Source organism: Pseudomonas coleopterorum (assembly GCF_900105555.1).
Classification (GTDB): Bacteria; Pseudomonadota; Gammaproteobacteria; order Pseudomonadales; family Pseudomonadaceae; genus Aquipseudomonas; species Aquipseudomonas coleopterorum.
The window spans coordinates 1,114,338-1,132,609 of sequence record NZ_FNTZ01000001.1; the positions used below are offsets into that span (position 1 = coordinate 1,114,338).

17 protein-coding genes are annotated in these 18,272 nt (G+C 63.6%); 6 read left to right on the forward strand and 11 right to left on the reverse strand.

Annotated features, from left to right (window positions below):
* Nucleotides 1-36 precede the first annotated feature (36 nt).
* On the reverse strand, nucleotides 37-1,560 hold the full coding sequence (locus BLV18_RS04910; RefSeq protein ID WP_090356710.1) for a fumarate hydratase: 1,524 nt from the start codon (nucleotides 1,558-1,560) through the stop codon (nucleotides 37-39).
* A 330-nt stretch (nucleotides 1,561-1,890) separates the two neighbouring features.
* Between BLV18_RS04910 and BLV18_RS04915 the strand changes: the two genes are divergently transcribed.
* Complete coding sequence (locus BLV18_RS04915; protein WP_090356712.1) at nucleotides 1,891-2,997, forward strand: GGDEF domain-containing protein; 1,107 nt, start codon at nucleotides 1,891-1,893, stop codon at nucleotides 2,995-2,997.
* Entirely contained in the window at nucleotides 2,990-3,919 is a 930-nt protein-coding gene (locus BLV18_RS04920; RefSeq protein ID WP_090356714.1) for an iron-sulfur-binding ferredoxin reductase, read from the forward strand. Before BLV18_RS04915 ends, BLV18_RS04920 begins: the two co-directional genes overlap by 8 nt.
* Before the next feature lie 165 nt (nucleotides 3,920-4,084).
* Here the strand turns inward: BLV18_RS04920 and pyk are convergent, their stop codons facing one another.
* The gene (pyk, locus tag BLV18_RS04925) at nucleotides 4,085-5,539 is read right to left on the reverse strand and encodes a pyruvate kinase (RefSeq protein ID WP_090356716.1); all 1,455 of its coding nucleotides are present in this window, start codon (nucleotides 5,537-5,539) and stop codon (nucleotides 4,085-4,087) included.
* Nucleotides 5,540-5,729: 190 nt separating this feature from the next.
* Here pyk and BLV18_RS04930 point away from each other — a divergent pair, with 190 nt between their 5' ends.
* Together BLV18_RS04930 and BLV18_RS04935 are read left to right on the forward strand one after the other, a co-directional pair.
* Entirely contained in the window at nucleotides 5,730-6,104 is a 375-nt protein-coding gene (locus tag BLV18_RS04930; RefSeq protein WP_056843377.1) for a tetratricopeptide repeat protein, read from the forward strand.
* 120 nt (nucleotides 6,105-6,224) lie between these two features.
* Nucleotides 6,225-6,587 carry a PilZ domain-containing protein gene (locus BLV18_RS04935; protein WP_049861562.1) on the forward strand — a complete coding sequence of 121 codons (363 nt, stop codon included), beginning with the start codon at nucleotides 6,225-6,227 and terminating at the stop codon, nucleotides 6,585-6,587.
* A gap of 15 nt (nucleotides 6,588-6,602) precedes the next feature.
* On the opposite strand, the gene BLV18_RS04940 is transcribed toward BLV18_RS04935, so the two are convergent.
* The 3 genes from BLV18_RS04940 to BLV18_RS04950 are packed head-to-tail and all read right to left on the reverse strand — an operon-like array spanning nucleotide 6,603 to nucleotide 9,702.
* Complete coding sequence (locus BLV18_RS04940) at nucleotides 6,603-8,420, reverse strand: DUF4350 domain-containing protein (protein WP_090356718.1); 1,818 nt, start codon at nucleotides 8,418-8,420, stop codon at nucleotides 6,603-6,605.
* Nucleotides 8,421-8,458: 38 nt separating this feature from the next.
* Entirely contained in the window at nucleotides 8,459-9,166 is a 708-nt protein-coding gene (locus BLV18_RS04945; RefSeq protein ID WP_090362016.1) for a 4'-phosphopantetheinyl transferase family protein, read from the reverse strand.
* Between the two features lie 41 nt (nucleotides 9,167-9,207).
* A complete protein-coding gene (locus tag BLV18_RS04950) occupies nucleotides 9,208-9,702 on the reverse strand; it encodes a SprT family zinc-dependent metalloprotease (RefSeq protein WP_090356720.1) in 495 nt (164 codons plus the stop codon).
* A 164-nt stretch (nucleotides 9,703-9,866) separates the two neighbouring features.
* Here BLV18_RS04950 and ttcA point away from each other — a divergent pair, with 164 nt between their 5' ends.
* Nucleotides 9,867-10,691, forward strand: a complete 825-nt coding sequence (gene ttcA, locus BLV18_RS04955) for a tRNA 2-thiocytidine(32) synthetase TtcA (protein ID WP_049861546.1) — start codon at nucleotides 9,867-9,869, stop codon at nucleotides 10,689-10,691.
* 179 nt (nucleotides 10,692-10,870) lie between these two features.
* Here the strand turns inward: ttcA and BLV18_RS04960 are convergent, their stop codons facing one another.
* From BLV18_RS04960 to minC, 6 genes are all read right to left on the reverse strand, one after another.
* On the reverse strand, nucleotides 10,871-13,009 hold the full coding sequence (locus BLV18_RS04960) for a mechanosensitive ion channel domain-containing protein (RefSeq protein ID WP_049861545.1): 2,139 nt from the start codon (nucleotides 13,007-13,009) through the stop codon (nucleotides 10,871-10,873).
* 112 nt (nucleotides 13,010-13,121) lie between these two features.
* Nucleotides 13,122-14,411 (reverse strand): M18 family aminopeptidase, encoded by a 1,290-nt coding sequence (locus BLV18_RS04965; protein WP_056843373.1) that lies wholly within the window; start codon nucleotides 14,409-14,411, stop codon nucleotides 13,122-13,124.
* A gap of 103 nt (nucleotides 14,412-14,514) precedes the next feature.
* A complete protein-coding gene (locus BLV18_RS04970) occupies nucleotides 14,515-15,150 on the reverse strand; it encodes an RluA family pseudouridine synthase (protein WP_090356722.1) in 636 nt (211 codons plus the stop codon).
* Nucleotides 15,151-15,239: 89 nt separating this feature from the next.
* Nucleotides 15,240-15,494, reverse strand: coding sequence for a cell division topological specificity factor MinE (gene minE, locus BLV18_RS04975; RefSeq protein ID WP_049861542.1), 255 nt, complete (start codon nucleotides 15,492-15,494; stop codon nucleotides 15,240-15,242).
* A complete protein-coding gene (gene minD / locus BLV18_RS04980) occupies nucleotides 15,494-16,306 on the reverse strand; it encodes a septum site-determining protein MinD (RefSeq protein ID WP_049861541.1) in 813 nt (270 codons plus the stop codon). The genes minE and minD overlap by 1 nt, the downstream gene beginning before the upstream one ends.
* A 153-nt stretch (nucleotides 16,307-16,459) precedes the next feature.
* Nucleotides 16,460-17,185 (reverse strand): septum site-determining protein MinC, encoded by a 726-nt coding sequence (minC, locus tag BLV18_RS04985; RefSeq protein WP_090356724.1) that lies wholly within the window; start codon nucleotides 17,183-17,185, stop codon nucleotides 16,460-16,462.
* A 138-nt stretch (nucleotides 17,186-17,323) separates the two neighbouring features.
* On the opposite strand from minC, the gene BLV18_RS04990 reads away from it, so the two are divergent.
* A complete protein-coding gene (locus tag BLV18_RS04990; protein ID WP_090356726.1) occupies nucleotides 17,324-18,253 on the forward strand; it encodes a lipid A biosynthesis lauroyl acyltransferase in 930 nt (309 codons plus the stop codon).
* Nucleotides 18,254-18,272 lie beyond the last annotated feature (19 nt).

An 18,272-nucleotide genomic window follows, 5' to 3' on the forward strand; every position in this document is an offset into this window, starting at 1 on the left:
GCACAAGGCTGGGCTTTTCCAAGTCGCAGGCGACCCTTACTGCACTTCCACCGCCAGGCTTTCGGCGATCTTGCTCTGCCAGATCGCAGGTCCGGTGATGTGCACCGATTCACCTTTGCTGTCGACTGCAACGGTCACGGGCATGTCCTTGACGTCGAACTCGTAGATGGCTTCCATGCCCAGCTCTTCGAAGGCCACCACGCGCGATTTCTTGATGGCCTGGGCCACCAGGTAGGCGGCGCCGCCCACGGCCATCAGGTACACGGCCTTGTGATCCTTGATCGCTTCGATGGCGGTCGGGCCACGCTCGGATTTGCCGATCATGCCCAGCAGGCCGGTCTGGTCGAGGATCTGCCGAGTGAACTTGTCCATCCGCGTGGCCGTGGTCGGGCCAGCCGGACCGACTACTTCTTCGCGCACCGGATCGACTGGGCCGACGTAGTAGATGAAACGGCCCTTGAGGTCCACCGGCAGGGTTTCACCTCTGTTCAGCATCTCGACCATGCGCTTGTGCGCAGCGTCGCGACCGGTGAGCATCTTGCCATTGAGCAGGATGGTCTCGCCGGGCTGCCAACTTTGCACTTCTTCAGGCGTCAGCGTGTCGAGGTTGACGCGGCGAGCCGACGGGCCGGCTTCCCAGACGATTTCCGGGTAGGCGTCCAGGTCCGGCGCTTCCAGTTCGGCCGGGCCGCTGCCATCGAGCACGAAGTGGGCGTGACGGGTCGCGGCGCAGTTGGGGATCATGCACACCGGCAGCGAGGCGGCGTGGGTCGGGTAGTCCATGATCTTCACGTCGAGCACGGTGGTCAGGCCGCCCAGGCCCTGAGCGCCGATGCCCAGTTGATTAACCTTGTCGAACAGCTCCAGGCGGATCTCTTCGATACGGTTCTGCGGGCCGCGGGCCTTGAGCTCGTGGATGTCGATGGACTCCATCAACACTTCCTTGGCCATCACCGCCGCCTTCTCGGCCGTGCCGCCGATACCAATGCCGAGCATGCCCGGCGGGCACCAGCCCGCACCCATGGTCGGCACGGTCTTCAACACCCAGTCGACGATCGAGTCGGACGGGTTGAGCATGGCCATCTTCGACTTGTTCTCGGAGCCGCCACCCTTGGCCGCCACGTCCACTTCCACGGTGTTGCCGGGAACGATGGAGTAGTGGATCACCGCCGGGGTGTTGTCCTTGGTGTTCTTACGAGCGCCGGCCGGGTCGGCCAGGATCGAGGCGCGCAGGACGTTTTCCGGCAGGTTGTAGGCGCGACGCACGCCCTCGTTGATCATGTCGTCCAGGCCCATGGTGGCGCCGTCCCAGCGCACGTCCATGCCCACGCGCACGAACACGGTGACGATGCCGGTGTCCTGGCAGATCGGCCGGTGGCCGGTGGCGCACATGCGCGAGTTGATCAGGATCTGGGCGATGGAGTCGCGCGCCGCCGGGGACTCTTCACGCAGGTAGGCCTGGTGCATGGCCTGGATGAAGTCCACGGGGTGGTAATAGGAAATGAATTGCAGGGCGTCGGCGACGCTCTGAATCAGGTCGTCTTGTTTGATCACGGTCATGGGGCGCGCTCCTCTTGGTGGGGAACATTCGTTAAGAAAGCGGGTCAGGTCTAGCCTGGCGCACGGCTTTCGAGGTGCGTCAACGTGTAGCAGGTTGGCGCGAAAAAGGCGCGGCAGTATAGCGCGGCTGAACCGAGCTGACACGCTGGATCGATGGAGTGGCGTGGGGTTGAGGCCGATACACCGTTGGTCCGATACCCGGTAGACTTCGTCGAGCTCTCCAGAATTGAATAGTTATTTGACCCCTTGGCCATTATTATGGCATCACACCTTTGCACTGTTACGGTGCAATCAGGGGATGGATTCCCGTTCAGCACAGCGAGTCTGCGAGTGACCGAGTCCGCCCTGCAACATCTACTGATCAAGCGTTTCTCGCTGGCTGCCTGCACCTATGCGTTGGTGCTGGTGCTCGTATGGGTGGCCATCCTGACTCAGTATTGCAGCGTGTCGCTGGTGACAGCGGTGGGTAGTACTTGCCTGGTCGTCGTCAGCCAGGGCGTGCTGTACTGGGTCTTCCGCACCGGCACCAACCAGCGCTTTCGCGACCCCAGCCTTACCGAGTTCCAAGTGCTGCTGGCCGTGGCCTGGCATACCTGGCTGATCGCCAATCTGGAAGTGGCTCGCGGCACCTTCATGGTGGTGTACGTGTTGATCCTGCTGTTCGGCGTGTTCCACCTGCCGCGCCTGGCGTTCGTGCGCTGTGCGCTGGTGGTGTTCGTCGCCTTCGTCGGGGTCAATCTGTGGGAAGCCTATCGCATGGCGCTGCCGGATCCGGGGCTGGCCACGTTGCAGATCTGCGCCATGCTGGTGGTGCTGCTGTGGTTATGCATGTACGCCAGCTACGTGCAGAGCTCGCGCCAGCGCATGCGCCAGCGTCGCTACGCCCTGCAGGCGCACCAGGACACCCTGCGCGGCATGATGCGCCAGCTCGAAGACCTGGTGGCCACCGACGAACTCACGGGCTTGTTCAATCGTCGGCATTTCCTGCGCTTGGCTTCGCGCGAACTGGCCACGCTCAAGCCGGGTGTCGAGCATGGCCTGGCACTGATCGACCTCGACCACTTCAAGCGCATCAACGACATCCACGGCCACGCCGCCGGTGATCAGGTGCTGCAGACCTTTGCCACCGTGACCCAGGACTGCCTGCGCGATATCGATGTACTGGCCCGCTATGGCGGCGAAGAATTCGTGCTGCTGATGCCGCAAGTCGATGCCGATCACCTGGTGCGCAGCTGCGAGCGGCTGCGTCGCGCGTTTGCCGACGCCGACCCGCAAGGCCTGGGCGCGGCCAATCTGAGTCTGTCGGTGGGCATGACCTTACTGGTGCCGGGCGACGATCTGGATGACGCGCTGCAACGTGCCGACCAGGCTCTGTATCGGGCCAAGCGCGAGGGTCGCAACCGCTGCGCGGCAGCCTGGGACATGGCCGATGCCTGAATTGGAGACAGGCCAGCAGCGCTGGACGGTCGCGGCCGGCAGCAACCTGCTCGATGCCCTCAACGAGGCCGGCCTGCACGTGCCTTTCAGTTGTCGCGCAGGCAGTTGCCATGCGTGTCTGGTGCGCTGCCTGGTTGGCGAGCCCCACGACCGCAAACCTGACGCCCTGAGTGTCGGTAAGCGCGAGCAGGGCTGGCGGCTGGCCTGCCAGTGTCATATCGTCGAGGACTTGCGGGTGGCGGTGTTCGATCCTCAAGGTGACGGTACGGCTGCGCGAGTGATCGGCTGTGACTGGCTGTCGGCCAACGTGCTGCGCCTGCGGCTGCAGGCGGAACGTGAACTGCGCTATCACGCCGGGCAGCACATGGTGCTCTGGACCGCCACGGCCACAGGAGTGCGGGTCGCGCGGCCCTATTCCATCGCCAGCCTCGCCCAGGCCGACGAGTTTCTGGAGTTTCATCTGAGCTGTCGCCGCCCCGGCGCTTTCATCGATCAGGCCCGTCGGTTCAAGGTGGGCGATGTTGTGCAGGTAGGCGAAGTCCGCGGCGGCGCCTTGCATTACGATCCCGAATGGCAGTCCCGGCCACTGTGGCTGTTCGCCGCCGGTACCGGTCTGGCTCCCTTGTGGAGTGTGCTGCGCGAGGCGTTGCGGCAAGGGCATCAGGGACCGATCCGCGTGCTGCACATGGCCGATGAGCACTATCTGGATGAACCCTTGCGGGCGCTTGCCCAGGCGCATCCCAACCTGATGGTCGAGCAGTTCCCGGCCGGCGAGCCACCGCCCTTGCGGCTTTCCTCGCGTCAGACCATCGCACTGGTGTGCGGCTCGCCGATCAGCGTGGAAGAGTTCTCCCGACGGCTGTTCCTGGCCGGGCTGCCCAGAAGCCAGCTGTACAGCGACGTGTTCGTCGGCCGCGGCTGAGGCGATGACCGTCCCCTCCAGCAGCGGTCATCGGCCACGAAAAGAGCGCCAGGCTATACCTGACACACCGCAGCGCATCCTTCGCGGCCACAGACCGCTCCTACAGAAATGCAAAAGGCCCCGAGGTTTCAACCCCGGGGCCTTTGGTCTTTCAGCGAGCAATCGTCAATCGACCAACTGGTCACCCACATGCAGGATCTTCATCCCGTTCGTGCCACCGGTCTGTGCATAGCTGTCGCCCTTGGTCAGGATGACCCAGTCGCCCTGTTGCACGATGCCCATTTCCAGCAGCTTGTCGATGGCGGCCTTGCTCACTTCGCTCGGCGGCAACACGGCCGGATCGAAGTCGACCGGGTAGACCCCGCGGAACATGGCGGCGCGGGCCTGGGTGGCGCGTTGCGGCGAGAAGGCGAAGATCGGGACCGACGAGCGCAGGCGCGACATGATCAGCGAGGTGTACCCGGTTTCGGTCAGGGCGATGATCGCCTTCACGCCCGGGAAATGGTTCGCCGTGTACATGGCGGCCAGCGCGATGCTTTCGTCGCAGCGCTCAAACTGGGTGTACAGACGATGGCTGGACTTCTTGCTGGTCGGATGCTTTTCCGCGCCGACGATGATGCGCGCCATGGCTTGCACGGCTTCGATCGGATAGGAACCGGCAGCACTTTCGGCCGAAAGCATCACGGCGTCGGTGTAGTCGAGCACGGCGTTGGCCACGTCGGACACTTCGGCGCGGGTCGGCATCGGGTTCTGGATCATCGACTCCATCATCTGGGTCGCCACGATCACCGCCTTGTTGTTGCGGCGTGCGTGCTGGATGATCTTTTTCTGGATACCGATCAGCTCGGCGTCGCCGATTTCAACACCCAGGTCGCCACGCGCCACCATGACGGCGTCACTGGCGCGGATCAGGCCGTCGAGGGTCTCGTCGTCGGCCACCGCTTCGGCGCGTTCGATCTTGGCCACCAGCCAGGCGGTGCCGCCGGACTCGTCACGCAGCTGGCGCGCGTATTCCATGTCCGACGCATCGCGCGGGAAGGACACGGCCAGGTAGTCCAGGTCCATTTCCGCGGCCAGCTTGATGTCGGCCTTGTCTTTCTCGGTCAGGGCCGGGGCGGTCAGGCCGCCACCGCGACGGTTGATGCCCTTGTGGTCGGACAGCGGGCCGCCGATCAGCACCGAGCAATGCAGCGAGTCGGCGGTGGCGGTTTCCACGCGCATGACCACACGGCCATCGTCGAGCAACAGCTCGTCGCCGACACCGCAGTCCTTGACCAGGTCAGGGTAGTCGATACCCACGACGTCCTGGTTGCCCTCGGTGAGCGGATGGCTGGTGGAGAAGGTGAAGCGGTCGCCGACCTTCAGTTCGATGCGTTTGTTGGCGAACTTGGCGATGCGGATCTTCGGACCTTGCAGATCGCCCAGCAGGGCGACGTGTCGCCCCAGCCGTGCAGCGATCTCGCGGATCAGACGGGCGCGAGCCTTGTGCTCATCCGGTGTACCGTGGGAAAAGTTCAGGCGAGCGACATCCAGGCCGGCCTTGATCAGTTGTTCGATCACTTCCGGCGAGTTGGAGGCGGGGCCCAGGGTGGCAACGATTTTGGTACGGCGAACGGTCATGCACTGACTCCTTTATTGAAGCGCTGGCAAAGGCTACTCCTCAATTGCGCTGGCGTCATCGTTCCTCTGCACTCGATAGAGAGGATTTGGACAGAGACAGTTGGCGCGCGCCGGCATCGGACGCCCGGGTATTGAAGATTCCCGGCAACGGGTCGATAAAGCCTCATACCCCCTGCGGCAGGAGAGTCCCATGCGCGCGCTTGTATTGATTGCCCTGGCCATCGCTGTGTCAGGCTGTACCCGCTGGTCGATGGACCAGCACCTGAACAGCGCCTACCGCGCCTATGACGATGGCAACTGCGAGAAGGTCGTGCTGGAGCTGTCCCAGGTCGACCGCAAGAGCCGTTCGCGGCCGTACGTGCAACCGGAAGTCTCGATGCTGCGAGGCCAGTGCCTGGAGCGCCAGAAGCTCTACGTCGATGCGGCACAAACCTACCAGTACATCATCAATCGCTATCCCTCCAGCGAGTACGCCTACCGCGCCCAGGCGCGTCTGCAAACCCTGGATCAGCTTGGCCACGTGCGTCCCGGTGTACCTGCACAGCCACGTCCGGCGGCATTCTGAGGTGCATTTCCTGTACCCTGAAACGATCTGGAAAACGCCTGGGACACCTGAACGGGTGTACCTGTGAAACGACAGAGGACGAACGCGACACTTATGCCCGATATCTACAGCAGACCCATCATGTACACCGAGCGTCGGATCGAACGGCACCAGTTGCCGTACTACCTGAAGGTCTACAACCGCTACACCGGCCGCGCCATGGGCTACATGGGCAACATTTCGGACGTCGGCCTGATGCTGATCAGCGAACTGCCGCTGTTGGTCGGTCCGGTGTTCGAACTGCAGGTGAAGATTCCCTCGGTCGAGGGCGAGCCCAAGCTGATCGACCTGTCGGCGCATTGCCTGTGGTGCAAGGAAGACGCGACCCCTGGTCACTACGATTCAGGCTTCGAATTGCAGGGCCCGGCGCCGACGGAGTTTCTCAAGCTGGTAGACGCGTTGCGCCACTATTTCACGTTCCATCCTCATGGCACGTCGGCCTGACGTAGAACCTGAAACTCAGGCGCGCGGCTGGCGCAGGCTTCGATAGCGCAGCAGCGCTTCGGTGGCGATCTCTCCCGGCCATGCATCCACGACAGTAACGCCTGCCGCGACCAGCCGATCGTGCAGCCCCTGACGCCAGAGCAGCCGCTGCATCACCCCGCAATAGAGCAGGGCATCGGGCCGGGTCTTGACTGGCTGCTGACCCAGGCGCTCGAGGGGCTCGTCGCGCAAGCTGAGCAACAAGACCGGGTGGCGTGCGGCGACTGTGCTCAGCGCAGCAACCGTGGACGGTTCGTCATCACCTCGAAAGCCGGCCACCATGACTACCAGCGCCCACGCCTGGTCATCGGCGAGAAGGGCTTCCAGGTTTGCGGCTGAGCTGGCGGTCGGTGAAGTGGGTTGCAGATGCGCAAGTGCCTCGACCATGTGCTGCACATGCTCGGCGCCGCGCTGCGGCATCAGGCTCACCGGCGGCTCGCAGGAGTACACCTGCAGGCCTACGGCGTACCCGTCAGCCAGCGCTGCTTCGCTCACCTGCCGGCAAGCGTGCGTCGCATGCTTGAGGTCGGTTTCGCGGTGGCCGGCCCAGGCGCCACAGTCGAGCAGCACCAGCACCGCTTGGCTGGCCTGCCTTGCGGCCGCACTCGAAGGACGGTTGACCCGCGCCCCGGCAGACATCGGTCCCAGGCTGTCCCGCAGGCTTTGCAGTTGCGCCACCGCGCGGGTGAATGCTCGACTGGACAGGCGTCGGCGGTCTGTCGGCATCAACGCGGCGCCGATACTGCGGGTCGAATGCTGCGACAGTTGCGCCAGTACCTGCCACTTTTCTGCAACGGCGAGCTTGTCGAAGCCGGGATGGTGCAGACACGCGCGTTGCAGCACATCTCGTCGCAGAGTGCCGAGAAACTCCTGCGGACCCTGCTCGCGCAGGCATTGCCGTCCGTGCTCACGCAGCAGGCGCAGCTCATGTCGGTCCAGCACGTTCGAGCCCTGGTATGGACGTCGCCGCGTCCTGATCCACCACAGCCCCGACCCGGTGGCCAGCAACAGCACGACCAGCGCCCACGGCACGTACCGTCCAGGCTGCTCGGCCGCCGGTTCGAACAGCCAGGTCACCTCACTGCCCTGATTCAGGTACCACAGCAGCCAGGCATTGTCGTAGCGCTGGATCTGCTCGCGCCTCCACAGTTGCGCATCGCTGACCAGGGTGATGAGACCGCTGCCGTAGGCCATCTGCATCAAGTGCGTGGCGCCATTGCTGTTGGCCCATGCCTGAACCTTGCCGGTCGGGTCATCCAGATGGCGTTGCGTATCGAAGCTGAGATACGCCGGTGCTTCTTCGTCTTCCAGATAGAGCTTGGTCAGGCTCGGGTACTCATCGTCCGGAGCAGGGGGAAGCTGCGGCAGCTGCGCGCTCAACTGAACGCGGATCTGCAGGCGATCGAGCAGGGCATCGCCACTGGTGGCGCCGGCCTCGTCCCACAGGGCGGCGGCCACCGTCAGCAGACGTCCGCCGCGCTGTACCCAGCCCAACAGTCGGTCGACCTGCTGGGTGGACAGCGGGGTTTGCCGGTCCAGCAGCACCAGGCTGTTTCCCGCTGCAGGCAGGGTGTCCAAGGCGGCCCAGGCGGTAGTCGTGTGGTTGGCCAGCCCCTGAGCCTGCAGAAAGTCGCGGGCGCTTTGATAGGGCGTATTCCCTGACGGAGGCGAAGCGACGATGCGCGCGATGGATTGCCGGGCGCTCTGGCTATTTAGCGTCTGGTCCAGCAGGCGCGGGCTGTCGAGATCGGTAGCGCCGGTCAGGCTGACCCACAAGGCCAGCGTGAGGAGCAAGGCCGCAGAACGCCGGATACGCTGCCCCTGGGCTGGCCTCAACGGACCGCTACCAGGCTCAACAGGTGTCCGTCGAACCAGGCAAACTGCCCGTCGATTTCGAATCCGTAGCCAAACTCTGGTGACAGATCGGTCAACAGGCGCAGCCGCGCATGCCCTTCGGCCGACCACTGCAGCACTTCGGCATGCTCGAAATAGAAACGCTGCCCGACCAACGGGTACAACGCTTTGAACAGGCTTTCCTTGAGCGAGAAGGTCAGGGTGACCAGCGTATCCACCTGCGCCGGATCCATCCGCGTCATTTCGGCCGGGGTGAGGATTTCGGCGCACAGCCGTTCGGCGCGCGCCACTGGCAGCAGACTTTCGATATCCAGACCCAGCCCCTGGCAGTGATCCCGATGGGCGACCACGGCCGCGGCCCGACCACTGCCGTGGGTGATCGACCCGACGATTTGCTCAGGCCAGACCGGGGCGCGGTCGGCGCCGATGGCCGGCACCTGCGCTTCGCCGGTCAACGCCAGCAGGGCGCCACGTGCGCAGACGCGCCCCGCCAGGTACTCGGCCTGACGCTTGGCCACCGAACGCTGAATCGACGCAGGCGGGGCAATGCCGCACTGCGCGAAGTCTTCGGCGGTCAGTGCGCCGTGGTCGAAACGGCTGCTGAACAAGTGTGCGCCGGGCACGTCCTCGGGCAAGGGCCAGTGTTGACGCAGATCGCTCAGGCAAGCGGGGAGGGCTGTATTCATGTGCGCATTCTGCCCAGCCTGGTCGTGCAAGGGAATGGCGATCATTGCATGCGCGTTTCGCCGCTGAACACCAGGGTCTGGCGGCAGCGCCGGCACAGGTAGCGACGACCTCTGCCGACCAGGCCATGGCGTTGCGCCGAAAAGGCGAACTCGCTCTCGGGGCAGGGGCATTTGTACAGGTAGCGCATGACCTGGCGACGCTTCACGGCGTAGCTGTGGCAGCGGTGCGGGGTCAGTTCATAGACACCGCGCATGATCAGTTGCCATTCCTCGCCGTGAGGCGCGATGCGATCGCCGAATAGCTGGTGCGCCACCAGGTGCGCGACCTCGTGGGGCACGGTCTGCTTGAGGAAGTCTTCGGCATTCTCGCGGTAGAGCTGCGGATTGAAGCGCAGCAGGTTTTCGTGCAAGTGCGCCACACCGGCCTTCTGCCCGCGCAGCTGGGTGCTGACCACCGGGCGCCGGAAAGGGCGCTTGAAAAACAGCTCGGCCTGGCGAAAGCAGGCTTCGACGCGTTGATTGAGTTGCTCGGACATTCTTCGACACACTCCAGATGCAGCGATTATGCCGCAACCTCCGAGCGGTGCCGAGCCACCCGTCGCTCCCGCGCGCCCCTCATGCTTCGCAGACGGTACACGGCACGCATCAAAGTGCGTAAAATGCTCCGCTTTTGTCACACACCTCGCGGGATCCTGTCGCCATGGGCACTCTTTCAGTCAACCAGAACAAGCTGCAGAAACGCCTTCGTCGGCTGGCCGGTGAAGCCGTCGCCGACTACAACATGATCGAGAACGGCGACAAGGTCATGGTCTGCCTCTCGGGCGGCAAGGACAGCTACACCCTGCTCGATGTGCTGCTGCACCTGCAGAAGGTCGCGCCCATCCAGTTCAGCATCGTGGCGGTGAACATGGACCAGAAGCAGCCGGGCTTCCCCGAGCATGTGCTGCCGGCCTACCTGGAACAGCTGGGCGTCGAATACCACATCGTCGAGAAAGACACCTATTCGGTGGTCAAGGAGCTGATCCCGGAAGGCAAGACCACCTGCTCGCTGTGCTCGCGCCTGCGCCGCGGCACGCTGTACACCTTCGCCGACCAGATCGGCGCGACCAAGATGGCCCTGGGTCACCATCGCGACGATATCGTCGAGACATTCTTCCTCAACATGTTCTTCAACGGCTCGCTCAAGGCCATGCCACCCAAGCTGCGCGCCGACGACGGGCGCAATGTGGTCATTCGGCCGCTGGCCTACTGCCATGAGAAGGACATCCAGGCGTACTCGGACTTCAAAGGCTTTCCGATCATCCCGTGCAACCTGTGCGGCTCCCAGGAGAACCTGCAGCGCCAGGTGGTCAAGGACATGCTGCTGGACTGGGAGCGCAAGACGCCCGGCCGCACCGACAGCATCTTCCGCAGCCTGCAGAACGTGATGCCGTCGCAGCTGGCCGACCGCGACCTGTTCGATTTTCACAACCTGCGCATCGACGAGAACGCCCCGGTGCGGATCGCCAATGTGGTGAACCTGTAACACCGCGGCGCCCCCTTCGCGGGCAGAGGCCTCAGCCGCCCGCCCGGCTCCTACAGAAAACAATTCAGCCCGCAGCGATCACTGTGGGAGCGGGCTCTGCCCGCGAATGGGGCCTGAGCCACACCTCATTTCCTGTGACAAAAAAGTGGGCGAATAAGCTGCCCGCGAAGGCTACCCCGCTATTTCTCGCCAACCGCCCCCGCCGTGACCACCTGCACGCTCAGGCGCGGCGTCGCCAGGTCCAGCCCGGCTTCATCCAGCTGGCGCTTGAGCGCCAGGTTGAAGGCCCGCGACACTTCCCACTGCTTGATCGGCCCGGTCTTGAACCGCGCGCGCAGAATCGCGGTGCCCGACTCGAAGCTTTCCACCCCCTGAAACTCCAGCGGAGACCAGATATCGCGCCGATGCAACGGATCGCTGCGCATCTTCTGGCCCACTTCGCGCATCATCTTGATGGCGTCGTCGATCCCCATGCTGTAGGGCACCGCCACGCGAAAGATGGCGTAGCCGAATTCCCGCGAGTAGTTCTTGATGCTTTTGATTTCGCTGAAGGGAATGGTGTGCACGATACCGTCGATGTCGCGCAGGCGAACCGTACGGATGGTGAGGCCCTCGACGGTGCCCAGGTGGCCGCCCACATCCACGTAGTCATCGATGGCCAGCGAGTCCTCGATGATGATGAACAACCCGGTGATCAGGTCTGCCACCAACGACTGTGCACCGAAACCGATGGCCAGGCCGATCACCCCCGCACCTGCCAGCAGCGGCGTCACGTTCATGCCCATGTTGGCCAGGGCGATGATCGCGGCAATGATGAAAATGGTCACGAACAGCACGTTGCGGATCAGCGGCATCATGGTCTGCGCGCGCGCGTTGGCCATGCCCTTGCGCGAACGGGTGAGGGCATGATGGATGCCGGTGTCGGCCAGAATCCACACCAGCCAGGCGAAAATCAGAGTGCCCACCAGGCTGGCCAGGCGCACCGAGATCTCGTGGCCATCGCCCTCGGTGAAACCGATCAGCGACATGCCCCACACACGCAGGCCCAGGTCGATGAACACCACCCAGATCAGCAGGTGCATCAGGGTGTAGGCGAAGTGACTCAGGCGCTCCGAATACAAGGCATGGCGCCGAGGGCCCTTGGGCGGGCGCAGGGCATGGCGCCGGATCAGGCCATTGATGACCATGCACAGGATCAGCAGCACCGCGCACATCAGCGACTGGCGCAGCGCCGTGCTGGTGTCGCCGGCCGAGAAGAACGTGGCGAACAGCGAGATGCCCACCAGCACCAGGGCTGGCAGGTACCAGAAGCTGCCGAGAATCTCGATGGTATCGCTCAACGCCCGACGCGTCAGTCGCCGCGACAAGGGCTGGTTGCGGATCAGGTGGGCGATGGGCCGACGGAAGCGCAGGATGAACAGGCCGGTCGACAGGGCGGCCAGAACGTTGGCCAGGGTTGCCGCACTGTGGGCCAGGTGCTGACCGAGCGCGGCGACCATGCGCGGGTCACTGAGCGCTTCGCCGAAGGCCGCGAAACTACCGATCAGCCACAGCGGCCGAAAGGCCCGGTGGCGCAGGATATTCAGGGCGCGGTGCCGGTGCGGACCGTCCAGCAGGGAAAACGCGATCACGCAGATCGCGGAGAACAGCGTGCCCACCACCAGTGCATAGGCCATGACCATGGCCAGGCTCTTGCCCAGCGACGAAGGCAACGCGTAGCCCACGTACACGGTAATGACCAGCGCCACCAGCCACGGCCCCAGCTTGCGCAAGGCAAAGCGCAGCAGGTCGAGGGTGCGTGGATGCTGGGGTAGTTCTTCCGACAGGCCGAAGCGCAGGCGCACGCGATGGCCGATCCAGATCAGACTGTAGGCGAGCAGGCTCCACACCAGCATGATCAACAAAAAAGCGCCGATGATCGGCGGCCATTCCGCCATGGGCAGGGCCAGCGCCAGCAATTCATCGTGGGCCAGGGCGACCTCCTCACCCCAGCGCCGGAACGGGCTGTTGTCCCCGGAAAACTGCTGGTCGACGTGGGCCAGGGCGCTGCCGATCATGCCCAGCACGCCTTGCTCGGCGGCCGGCTGGGCCTGCCGGGTACTGTCCCTCAGCTTTTTCAGGTCGCTCAACAGCTTGGTGCGTTGCTGGTCGTTTTCCAGGGTCTGGATCACCTGATCCAATGACTGGCCCAACGGCTGGGCGGGCTGTTCGGCCGGCTTCTCCGAGCTGCCCCCCAACAGGCCGGGCAGGCCGACTGCCTGAGCGGTAATGGGCAGCAAAAGCAGGACGGCAAGCGCCAGGCGCAGGAAAAGGACCATCAGTGGAGTCACCTGTAGATCGGTGTTTGGGTGGTGCGCCCTGCGCGGACAGAGAACGACCTCTGCCCGCGTACGGGTGTTCAGGTCGGGCCACGTCGCGGCAGGGGCGTGACTAGGGCAGCTCGTTGCTGGCGTAGAAGGCACCCAGCACTTTGACCAGATGCGCCAGGTCATGGCTGCCAGCCAGCTCGCGAATCGAATGCATGGCGAAGGTCGGCAGGCCTATGTCGACGGTCCTCACCCCCAGGTGACTGGCGGTGATCGGGCCGATGGTCGAGCCGCAACCCATGTCGCTGCGCACCACGAAACTCTGCACCGGCACTTCCACCGCCATGCACAGGTGCCGGAAGAAACCGGCCGTCTCGCTATTGGTCGCGTAGCGCTGGTTGCTGTTGACCTTGATCACCGGCCCGGCATTGAGCTTGGGTCCGTGATTGGCATCGTGCTTCTCGGCATAGTTGGGGTGCACGCCGTGGGCGTTGTCCGCCGACACCAGCAGCGAACGCTGGATACTGCGTACGTACTCATCGCCTTCAGGGATCAGGCGTTGCAGCACCTGTTCGAGCATCGGCCCGTCGGCGCCACAGGCGGAGCTGGAACCGATCTCTTCATGGTCGGTACACACCAGCACGCAGCTTTCGTCGCCTTGCGTATCGAGCAGGGCCTGCAGGCCCGCATAGCAGGACAACAGGTTGTCGAGCCGCGCGCCGGCGATGAAGTCGCCGTTCAGGCCGATGACCGCAGCACTTTGCGTGTCGTAGAAACTGAGCTCGTAATCGAGCACCACATCGGCGTTCAGCCCATGTTCACGAGCCAGCTGTTCGGTCAGCAGGGCGCGGAAATCGACGCGCTCATCCCCGGCCACCTGGGCCAGCACGGGCGGCAGTTCGGTCTGGGCGTTGATTGCCCAGCCCTGATTGGCCTCGCGGTTGAGGTGGATGGCCAGGTTGGGTATCACGGCGATCGGCAGGCGGAAATCGATCAGCTGGCTCTCGACCTTGCCGTCGCGGCGGAAGGTGACCCGGCCGGCCAGCGACAGATCGCGGTCGAACCAGGGTGCCAGCAGGGCACCGCCATACACCTCCACACCCAGTTGGAAAAAGCCCTGGCGCTGCAACTCGGGTTGCGGCTTCACGCGCAGGCAGGGGCTGTCGGTGTGAGCGCCGACCATGCGCAGCCCGTTGAGCAGCGGTGAGTGCTTGCCCAGCTTGACGGCGATGATCGAGGAATCGTTGCGGGTCACGTAGTAGCGCCCGCCGGGCACCGTGTTCCAGCTCTCGCGCTCGTCCAGCCGCTGGAAACCGGCTGCCTCGAGGCGTCGCGCCAGGGTGGCAGTGGCGTGAAAGGGGGTAGGGGAGGCCTTGAGGAAATCGATCAGGCCCTGGTTCAAAGCTTCGCGCATAGAAAACTCCAGACAGCAATGCCGCCAGTTTACCCGATTGCCCACGGATAGGGCTGCTCAATCCATGGCGTCGAGCCCCTGCCCGTGAAGGCGCCACCACCATTCAAAACGGCGCAGCACACTCGAATTTCATCCGCTCACCCGTCACCGGATGGGTGAACGCCAGCATGCTCGCATGCAGGCAAAGCCGCTCATGGGCTTCCAACGCCTGGGGATGGGCATACAGCCGGTCGCCCAGCAGCGGATGGCCGATCGACAACATGTGCACGCGCAACTGATGCGAACGCCCGGTGATCGGCGTCAGCTCGACGCGACACCATTCCCCGCAGCGCTCCACCACCTTCCAGAAGGTCAGCGCATGCTTGCCATGTTCGTGATCCACCACATGCCGTGGCTTGGTCGGCGGATCGTAGCGCAGCGGCAGGTCGACACTACCGCTGTCCAGCGCCGGTTGCCCCCAGGCCAGTGCGGTGTAGGCCTTTTCCGTTTCGCGATCGTGGAACTGACGGGACAGCTCGCGATGGCTGTCGGCATCCCGCGCCAGCAGAATGATCCCGCTGGTTTCCCAGTCCAGGCGATGCACGATGCGCGCCTCGGGAAACCCGTTCTCCTGCAGGCGGGTGATCAGGCAGTCCTTGTTGTCTTCGGCGCGTCCAGGCACCGACAGCAACAGGGTCGGCTTGTCGATGACCAGCACGGCGGCGTCCTGGTGAATGATGCGAATGTTCGACAACGGCATGAAAGTCTATCTCTCAGAAACGCCAACGGCGGCGCGTCGACCCTTTTCAACAAAGGGCCGGCGGGCCGCCGTGGAGCCGAGCGCGAGGCTCAGCGGTCAGGCAAGGTAATGTTCAATTCCAGAATCGAGCAGCTACCCTGATTCTCGAGTGCAACCTGTACCTGGTCGCTCTCGATGTTCACATACTTGCGAATCACTTCCACCAGCTCTTTCTGCAGGGCGGGCAAGTAATCAGGGGTCGTGCGTTGGCCGCGTTCATGCGCCACGATGATCTGTAGACGCTCTTTCGCAACTGACGCGGTGCTGCCTTTCTTGCGATCGCGAAAGAAGTCGAAAATATTCATTAGCGACCTCCAAACAGGCGCTCGATCCAGCCCTTTTTCTTGAAATCAAGGAAACGGTGCGGCTTTTCCTTGCCCAACAAACGGTCGACGGCATCGCTGTACGCCTGGCCGGCGTCGCTCTGGTCGTCGAAGATCACCGGCGTACCCGAGTTGGATGCCTTGAGCACGGCCTCGGATTCCGGGATCACGCCCAGCAGACGGACCGAGAGGATTTCCTCGACGTCCTCGACGCCCAGCATTTCGCCCTTGCTGACGCGCTCGGGGCTGTAGCGGGTGATCAGCAGGTGTTCCTTGATCGGATCCTCGCCCTGTTCGGCGCGACGCGATTTGCTCGCCAACAAGCCCAGCATGCGGTCCGAATCTCGCACCGAAGAGACTTCCGGGTTGGTTACCACGATCGCCTCGTCGGCGAAGTACATGGCAAGGTGAGCACCTTTCTCGATGCCCGCCGGGGAGTCGCACAGAATGTAGTCGTGGGTCTTGGACAGCTCGTTGATGATCTTTTCGACGCCTTCCTTGGTCAGGGCGTCCTTGTCGCGCGTCTGGCTGGCCGCCAGGATGAAGAGGTTCTCGACGCGCTTGTCCTTGATCAGGGCCTGTTGCAAGGTCGCTTCGCCGTTCACGACGTTGACGAAGTCGTACACCACGCGGCGTTCGCAGCCCATGATCAAGTCAAGGTTACGCAGGCCGACGTCGAAGTCGATGATGACGGTTTTGTGGCCGCGCAATGCGAGGCCGGTGCCGATGGCGGCGCTGGTGGTGGTCTTGCCCACGCCACCCTTGCCGGATGTAACCACGAGAATCTTGGCCAAGGTGTATCACCTCTACTGAAAAAGGGACGGTTAATCCCCGAAAAAACATGACTTCAAAACATCGGCGGACTGCATGAGCCGGCGGTACTGGAAGCGGTACCGCTCGACAACCGCGCTATTTGAAAGTTGCGCTTAAAATGGCGGCAGTATCCGTTAAAGACGGGTGATGTTCAACACATCCCCGGATAAGCTGATCTGAACGGGTGAACCCCACAACGGGTCGCGTCGCAGATCCTCGGAGACCTTGTATTGCCCGGCGATGGACAGCAGCTCGGCGCCCAGTTGCTGACAGAAAATGCGCGCCTTGCGGTCGCCCTTGATGCCGGCCAGGGCGCGTCCGCGCATCGGGCCGTAGACATGGATATTGCCATCGGCGAGAAGTTCCGCACCCGAACTGACCGAGCTGATCACCACCAGATCGCAGCCTTGGGCATAAATCTGCTGGCCGCCGCGGATCGGCGTCGTGATCACGCGAGTGGGCTGGATCAATGGCTCGGGCGGCTTTTCCGGCTTCTTTTCTTCAACTTCCAAAGGTCGCTCGCGCGCGCCCGAAGGCGGCAGCACGGGCAGGTCGATGGCGATCGCTGCGGCGATGTCTTCGATACGGCTGGCGCGCACCGCCAGGGTCCGCAGGCCATGATGACGGCAGATGCGCATCAGGCCGGGCAGGTCGATGCTGCCCTGGTTGGCGGGCAGCTTGTCCAGCGCCAGCACCAGCGGCGTATTGCTGAAGAAGTTCGGTGCCTGCGCCACCTTGGCTGCCAATTGGCGGTCGAGGGCGGAAAGGTTGTTTTGCGCCAACTCAAGCACGGTGATGGCGAGCATGCTGCCCTTGAGTTGGAACACAGGTTCCTGGTCTAGCTGATCGGTCTGGCTCATGGTCGGCAAAACGCGCCTTGTAACTAAAAAAGTGCCGAGACTTATAGCGAGAACCACCTTCCCCTGCAAGCCGCGACGCAGCGATGGAAGGTCAACCCATGTAGAATGCGCGGCCTTGTTGCCTGTACGGAATCGTCAATGGAACGCCCGCGCTTTCGCCGATATTTTCTTCATCCGCGCTTCTGGCCCCTGTGGCTGGGGCTGGGCGGGTTGTGGCTGGTCGTGCAACTGCCCTACGGCACCTTGCTGCGCCTGGGGCGCTGGCTGGGTCTGGGCATGTACCGCGTGGCCAGCGAACGTCGACGCGTGGCGGCGCGCAACCTGGAGCTGTGCTTCCCGCAGATGCCGCCCATCGAAAGAAAACGCCTGCTCAAGGAAAACTTCGTTTCGACCGGCATCGCCTTCTTCGAAATGGCCATGAGTTGGTGGTGGCCACAGGCACGCCTGGCCAAGTTGGCGCACATCGAAGGGCTTGAACACCTGCAGGCGGCCCAACGTGACGGCGAGGGGGCGATTCTGATGGCCCTGCATTTCACCACCCTGGAGATTGGCGCGGCGCTGCTGGGTCAGCGTCATACCATCGACGGCATGTACCGCGAGCATCGCAATGCGTTGTTCGACTTCGTGCAGCGCCAGGGCCGCGAGCGACACAATCCCGATTCGCTGGCGGTGGAGCGCGAGGACGTGCGCGGCATGATCAAGCTGCTGCGCAAGGGCCGCGCGATCTGGTATGCCCCCGATCAGGACTACGGCGCCAAGCAGAGTATTTTCGTACCGTTGTTCGGCATCGAAGCAGCAACGGTGACGGCGACCACCCACTTCGCCCGTCTGGGCAAGGCACGGGTCATCCCGTTCACGCAACGACGGCTGGAAGATGGCAGTGGCTATCGGTTGGTGCTGCATCCGCCGCTGGAAGGGTTCCCCGGCGAGAGCGAAGCGGCTGATGCGTTGCGCATCAACCAGTGGGTGGAGCAGGCCGTGACCGAATGCCCCGAGCAGTATCTGTGGGCCCACCGGCGCTTCAAGTCACGACCGGCCGGTGCTCCCAAACTCTACGACAAGCGCTGAGCGGGGCGAGGCAGAGGAA

What these genes read in the sequence shown, in the direction of transcription:
- BLV18_RS04910 (WP_090356710.1), bottom strand. Translation starts at nt 1,560, where the DNA reads ATGACCGTGATCAAACAAGACGACCTGATTCAGAGCGTCGCCGACGCC.
- BLV18_RS04920 (WP_090356714.1), top strand. Translation starts at nt 2,990, where the DNA reads ATGCCTGAATTGGAGACAGGCCAGCAGCGCTGGACGGTCGCGGCCGGC.
- pyk (WP_090356716.1), bottom strand. Translation starts at nt 5,539, where the DNA reads ATGACCGTTCGCCGTACCAAAATCGTTGCCACCCTGGGCCCCGCCTCC.
- BLV18_RS04930 (WP_056843377.1), top strand. Translation starts at nt 5,730, where the DNA reads ATGCGCGCGCTTGTATTGATTGCCCTGGCCATCGCTGTGTCAGGCTGT.
- BLV18_RS04935 (WP_049861562.1), top strand. Translation starts at nt 6,225, where the DNA reads ATGTACACCGAGCGTCGGATCGAACGGCACCAGTTGCCGTACTACCTG.
- BLV18_RS04945 (WP_090362016.1), bottom strand. Translation starts at nt 9,166, where the DNA reads ATGAATACAGCCCTCCCCGCTTGCCTGAGCGATCTGCGTCAACACTGG.
- BLV18_RS04950 (WP_090356720.1), bottom strand. Translation starts at nt 9,702, where the DNA reads ATGTCCGAGCAACTCAATCAACGCGTCGAAGCCTGCTTTCGCCAGGCC.
- ttcA (WP_049861546.1), top strand. Translation starts at nt 9,867, where the DNA reads ATGGGCACTCTTTCAGTCAACCAGAACAAGCTGCAGAAACGCCTTCGT.
- BLV18_RS04960 (WP_049861545.1), bottom strand. Translation starts at nt 13,009, where the DNA reads ATGGTCCTTTTCCTGCGCCTGGCGCTTGCCGTCCTGCTTTTGCTGCCC.
- BLV18_RS04965 (WP_056843373.1), bottom strand. Translation starts at nt 14,411, where the DNA reads ATGCGCGAAGCTTTGAACCAGGGCCTGATCGATTTCCTCAAGGCCTCC.
- BLV18_RS04970 (WP_090356722.1), bottom strand. Translation starts at nt 15,150, where the DNA reads ATGCCGTTGTCGAACATTCGCATCATTCACCAGGACGCCGCCGTGCTG.
- minE (WP_049861542.1), bottom strand. Translation starts at nt 15,494, where the DNA reads ATGAATATTTTCGACTTCTTTCGCGATCGCAAGAAAGGCAGCACCGCG.
- minC (WP_090356724.1), bottom strand. Translation starts at nt 17,185, where the DNA reads ATGAGCCAGACCGATCAGCTAGACCAGGAACCTGTGTTCCAACTCAAG.
- BLV18_RS04990 (WP_090356726.1), top strand. Translation starts at nt 17,324, where the DNA reads ATGGAACGCCCGCGCTTTCGCCGATATTTTCTTCATCCGCGCTTCTGG.